The organism is Bacillus sp. MYb56 (assembly GCF_002976445.1).
Lineage (GTDB): Bacteria > Bacillota > Bacilli > Bacillales > Bacillaceae_G > Bacillus_A > Bacillus_A mycoides.
The window spans coordinates 1-5,380 of sequence record NZ_PCOH01000092.1; the positions used below are offsets into that span (position 1 = coordinate 1).

General features: G+C 34.8%; 6 protein-coding genes and 1 pseudogene. All 7 read right to left on the reverse strand.

What is annotated here, in order from left to right; translation table 11 throughout:
• The coding region (locus CQ058_RS30795) for a DNA topoisomerase (protein ID WP_258169598.1) at window positions 1–1,110 on the reverse strand (1,110 nt) is incomplete at its 3' end.
• 15 nt (window positions 1,111–1,125) lie between these two features.
• Window positions 1,126–1,260, reverse strand: a complete 135-nt coding sequence (locus tag CQ058_RS32625; RefSeq protein WP_002169635.1) for a hypothetical protein — start codon at window positions 1,258–1,260, stop codon at window positions 1,126–1,128.
• Window positions 1,257–1,445 carry a hypothetical protein gene (locus CQ058_RS30800; protein WP_105590234.1) on the reverse strand — a complete coding sequence of 63 codons (189 nt, stop codon included), beginning with the start codon at window positions 1,443–1,445 and terminating at the stop codon, window positions 1,257–1,259. The genes CQ058_RS32625 and CQ058_RS30800 overlap by 4 nt, the downstream gene beginning before the upstream one ends.
• 146 nt (window positions 1,446–1,591) lie before the next feature.
• On the reverse strand, window positions 1,592–4,471 hold the full coding sequence (locus CQ058_RS30805; RefSeq protein WP_105590235.1) for an LPD25 domain-containing protein: 2,880 nt from the start codon (window positions 4,469–4,471) through the stop codon (window positions 1,592–1,594).
• The gene (locus tag CQ058_RS30810) at window positions 4,464–4,739 is read right to left on the reverse strand and encodes a hypothetical protein (protein ID WP_105590236.1); all 276 of its coding nucleotides are present in this window, start codon (window positions 4,737–4,739) and stop codon (window positions 4,464–4,466) included. The genes CQ058_RS30805 and CQ058_RS30810 overlap by 8 nt, the downstream gene beginning before the upstream one ends.
• 42 nt (window positions 4,740–4,781) lie before the next feature.
• Window positions 4,782–5,219: a hypothetical protein gene (locus tag CQ058_RS30815; RefSeq protein ID WP_105590237.1), complete on the reverse strand. Its 438-nt coding sequence runs from the start codon at window positions 5,217–5,219 to the stop codon at window positions 4,782–4,784.
• A 3-nt stretch (window positions 5,220–5,222) separates the two neighbouring features.
• Window positions 5,223–5,380 (reverse strand): annotated as a pseudogene (locus tag CQ058_RS33110) (MobP2 family relaxase); the annotation flags it as partial.

Below are 5,380 nucleotides of genomic sequence, written 5' to 3' on the forward strand. Positions count from 1 at the left end.
ACTACTGACTAATTCATCATTAAATGTAGTGTGTTTTTTTGTAATAGAAGATGGGCTTACTTGTTGTACGAGATTCGCATAGGCGCTCTTTTCTAATGCTGTCATTATTTCCTTCACTCGTTCCACTTGCTCTGTAGGTAAATGCCTGGATGAAGAACGAGGATAGGTAATAAAGCCTTCTTCATACAAACTCTGAATATGTTTTTTTGCTGTTTCTGCATTTATCTTCATCTTAGCGTGAGCATCTTTGTAGATATCCGTTAAGTTATATAATAATTTTGGTTTCTTTTTTCTCGTACTTTCTTTAAATTCCGTTACGATTACATTCGTTTCTTTCAAGCTATCTCCAAGCTTTTGTAGTGGCGATGGATCTATCAGTTGCTCTTCGGTTTTCATTACTGGTGATAAACCATTTTCGGTTAGTAGCTTTAAATTGTAATAGGTTTGTTCTTTATAGTTTTGGATAGCAATTTCCCTTTGACGGATTTCATTCAAGATACACATTTGAACACGACCAGAAGCCAATAAGAATTGGTTTCTGGCTAGTTTTGATGTACAGCCCCTTGTAACATTAATTCCTAGAATATAGTCCAGATACTGCCTTGCTTTAGCGGATTGTGCAAGCCCTTCATAATCTGCTCCTGGTTCTAATCGGTTCAAGGCTCCCTCTAGTTCTGCGGCTTCATAAGAAGAGATAAATAGGCGTGATTCTCGCTTGTTCACACCTGCATATTCATATAATTCACGATAGATAAGCTCACCCTCTCTATCTGCATCACAGGAGTTGACCACATGATCCACATCGGGACGATTTAACAACTTAACTAATATTTGAATTTGTTCGAGACTATCCGATTTCTCTTTATATTCCGGCTCTAAAATAATGGGTAAGTGATCAAATTTAAATTCTTTGTATCTTTCATCCATCTCTTCTGGATGTTTTAACTCTAATAAATGCCCACGGCACCAACTAATAATGTAATTTTCATTTTCATAGTAGCCATAATACGGTTTACTACCTGGATGCTTTTGTGAGTTTCTAAATCTAGGTGATTTTAATAATTCAACAGCTACCTTCGGCTTTTCAGCAATAAACAATGTTTTCCCCATAAGTAATACCTCCTATTAATCTGTAATTTCAGTTTCACGCTTCCATTTCTTATTTCTCCGCTTTTTCATTACTCTGTGACCGAATAATAACAACATGTTTAAAAAGACCGCTACAAGGAACATACAGCCTGCAAACAGCCATACATTCATGACATAACCTTCCATTCTAGTTCCTTCTGTAAGAACACATATAATGGTTTTTGTTCCGACAGCATTTCACGTACGGCTTGAATTTCTTCGTTAGATAACGAAATGAAAATAAGCTCTTTGGGATCTCCTTTTTCTGCCCAAACGCCCTTGTAATCAATGTCTACGATTTCCACAATGTTTCCCATTCTCTTTCACTCCTTTCGTTCTAAAAACAAGAAAGAGGGCTTTTACATGTACCCTCTTTCATTTCTAGACATAAAAAAATCACTTTCCGTTTTCTCAATTGAGTAACAAAAAATGATTTAATCTGGTGTTCCTGCTATACAATTTTTCATCGTTCCATTTCCATTGTTTCTTTTTTTCTACTTGATTTCTTTGTAGCCTTCGACTGCTCTACATTACCAGGCTCTGGCTCCTTTTCTTTTTCTTTACTATTCGTTTGTTTTCCGTTCAATGGCTGAAATTTTTTATCAAACTCCATTTCCTTTGAAGTTGTAGACTGATTCAACGTTATTCCTTCTTTCCCAAGCTTCTCATCCACTTGGTTTTCTAATTTCACAACGTGTTCCTGGCTTACCAGCTCATTATCAATCGAAACATATTTCGTTGTATAATACCGTTCTTCAGCTTTTACACGAGTGACAATACTATCAATATTATCTGGTGTTTCTTCATATTGTGAACGTCTGTATGCTTCGAATTTTCGGCTTAAATCCTTATCTAACGTAGTTGGCTCCTTTTCTTTTAAAGGCTGAATTTGTTGATCTAGAGAAGCAATAGGTGCATATCCCTCCGTCTTCATTTCTTTATATAATTCCACTTCTTTTTCATTAAATGAGTAATCTTTTTGTGCCTCCGCTTTATCAACTAAGAGTCCATATCGTTCATCTTTTACGATTTCATCTAGACTCATATTTGCATCTTTTTCATAAACAACAAATGACAAATTTCCTCTTCCATCAAAGATAGAACTTTGAACCTTTTCATATAAATCTGGTTTCAAAATGTTATCTAAATAAACATTTTCTCGGTTCCCGTTCTTTTCCATTAGGGAAACATATAAATCGTCCCGATCTGTTTTATCTTGGTTCCATACTGATAAATAATTAATATCTTTCGTAACCCCATCCATCATGTGTATTCTTGCAAGTTCTTCATCTTGCATACCGTTTGCTAATACTTCAATTGTAACTAAGTGGTTGGGTGTCTCTTTCGATTTTTCTAATGTATTTCCCTGTGCTTTTTCCATCGGTATTTCTTTGTCATTTCTATGATTCACTATCTCATCCCGTAACGCTTGCTTCACTTCATCCGATAGATACCTTTTCTCGTTTAATACTTGTTCATACGGTGTCTTGTAGTCCCCATCTCCCATATCCAAACGATCCATACTCACAAGCTCCATTCTCCCAAAATCCCTATCTACTTCTTTTGGAATGGCGATATGATAACGAGCTTGATTGTAAGGGATGGTTTCACCTCTTTCTCTAGCTTCTTCTCTTGCTTTTTCAATACTTGAAATGACTTCAGCCATTTTTTCATTAGCTTCTCCAAATGGGATCAGTTGATTGTTCTTAATATTTTCGTTGTCGCTCCATTGAACTAGCATAGTTGGTCGATTAATTTCATCCTGATTTAGTGCTGCATACTTTTCTTGATTCACCTCGTTAAATGCATCTATAAATTCTTTATCACTCAATTTTTCTCCACCTTCTACAGGCTCAAACGCTCGATTTCTATCTGCTTGTTCCCTTAACTCTGTAACGGAAACAAGCTCTTGTGTCGTATTACTTAAACTCATGTATTCCACTAGTAAAATATTTTTTTCATTTTCATTCTGTTTTTCATTTCCTTTTATTTTAGCCGCTTCATATTTTTCTTTATTAAATAAAATAGCGTATCGATCATCTTGCTCTAATTCACTTAAACTAATAAGCATATCTTCTTCACGGACAGTAAATGATTGACTTTCGTTTCCATCGAGAAGAGTATCTTTTACTTTCTCATAAACATCCGCTTTAAAAATATGTTCAATATTAGAAACGTCCCTTTCGCCATTATAAAATTCATCACGGTCTAATACACCCGGATCATAAATTGCCATATGATATACCTCTTTGGTTTCTGCATCCACCATGTGTAATTTTGCAAATTCACCGTCTTTTATATCCTTATCTAATATTTCAACTGTCACTACATGCTCTTTTCCATTATCAGAAACTTGTTTTGACATATTATCTACTCCCTTTTCATTTGTTTTTTCTTTTTCCTTTTCTAACGTATTTTCAATTGTTTCAATAAATTCAATCGAAGTTTCATGTACTTCCTTCAACAACTTGGTTTTATCTTTCATTTCTTTTCCTTGTGTCCAGCTCGCTAAGTATCCTAACGAATATTCGCTTGTATCAATCCCAAAATAAGAAGAAACGGCATAAGCTGTCATTTCTGCTTGAAACTCTTTTTCTGGTGCTGTGTAATTCATATGTGTCTCTGCTGTATGAAGTTTGGCATGCGCCAATTCGTGAAGAAGTGTTTTTACATTTTGCAATTCACTGTTTCTAGGATTCAAAGCAACCTCTTTTGTTAAGGTGTAACTAACCCCCTTTGCGACCCCAAGTTCTTGCTTCGGCTCAATAATTTTTACACCATTTTTTTCCGCAATGGCTTCCATTCCTTTATACAAACTCTGGTAATCTGTTACACTTCCTTCTAGCCAACGATTCGGAAAAATACGTGGGAGATCTTCCGCTTTTGCGTTCGTTTGAGAAACATCAAACACATGACCGACAGCAAAATATAAGCGACCTGGTTTCACTTCTACGCTTTTAGATTCAATTTGTTTTTTCTCTTCCTCATTTGCTTTAGTTACTGTTTTCCAAGTGCCTTCTTTGTCTTTAAATTTTGCTATAGTTCTGTTTGGAACAAGGATCTGGATTCCTTTCTCACCCTTCTTAACCGCAAACCCTTTTTCTTTCCAAAAAGAAAAGGAACCAACTGCCTTGGCTCCTTCAAATTGACTCTGTATTAATGAAATATTAGATGGTGAATAGTGATAAAACTTTGCCATAAACGATAAATAATCTTTCAAATCTTCCGGTGTACGAAAATAGCCTTCTATACTTTTTTCCATCTTTTTTGTTAAAGCTTGCACCGCTTCTTTCTTTTCTTCTAGTGATTTCGTTTGATACTTTTTCTTATAATTCTTACTCATGATCTTCTCCTACTCTTTCACTCGCTCTTTGCAATTCCTCCATGTCTTCTTCATTCCATCTTTCAGTTGTATCAAAGAAAAGCGCATGTGTTTTTAGGTTAACCGGAACTAACATATTCTCTTGATTCATAACATGAACTGCAAGTTCTTCCTCTTGTTCTCGTGTAATTTTGATTGTTAGTTCTTCCTCTTTTACAAGTAAAACGAGTTCACCTTCTCCAATTTCTTTAATAACTCCTAATGCAATATCTTCATGAAATAACAACATCCTAATAACCTCCTATTTTTTTATAAAAAAGAACAATGTAGATTATGTTACATTGTTCTTTGATGCCTCATGATCTAAACGTTTTTGTCTTAAATGGCTAATTCGTTCTTCCACAGTTTTCTTTGCCATCTTCACACTTTCCATCTCCTGTTTATCAGTCGTAATAATGCTGTCTACGCCTTCTAAAAAGAAATAACCATTTAATAACTCAATTAAAACTTGTGTATTTCGATCCGCACTATTTGCACCGAGACGAATTTTTGTTAGCTCATTTTTTAATATGTCATGAAGATTTTTAGAAACAACTTCTGAAATATAATTCAATGACCATTCTGTATTTTTTGATGCTTGATGTTCCATACAAATTTTCGATATAGCATCCCCTGGATGTGTAATATTATTTTCATCCATATAGTCTTGAATGTATTGATGCACATCTTCATTCAACGATAACTTCATTCGAATTTTTTCATTACCCATGATCTAACCCCTTTCATTTTCATATGCATTTTCCCTTTGCATACGCTCATAATACTTTTGGTTCTTCCAGCTTTCATATTCACTTTTAAAAGCACGTTCCACTTTCCTCATAGAATACTGAATAGATACATTCTGTTGAAATTTTTGAAACGGCTTTGATT

Bases quoted from the DNA above. Each gene is read 5' to 3' on its own strand.
- CQ058_RS32625 (WP_002169635.1), bottom strand. From the start codon at position 1,260: ATGAATGTATGGCTGTTTGCAGGCTGTATGTTCCTTGTAGCGGTCTTT.
- CQ058_RS30815 (WP_105590237.1), bottom strand. From the start codon at position 5,219: ATGGGTAATGAAAAAATTCGAATGAAGTTATCGTTGAATGAAGATGTG.
- CQ058_RS30805 (WP_105590235.1), bottom strand. From the start codon at position 4,471: ATGAGTAAGAATTATAAGAAAAAGTATCAAACGAAATCACTAGAAGAA.
- CQ058_RS30810 (WP_105590236.1), bottom strand. From the start codon at position 4,739: ATGTTGTTATTTCATGAAGATATTGCATTAGGAGTTATTAAAGAAATT.
- CQ058_RS30800 (WP_105590234.1), bottom strand. From the start codon at position 1,445: ATGGGAAACATTGTGGAAATCGTAGACATTGATTACAAGGGCGTTTGG.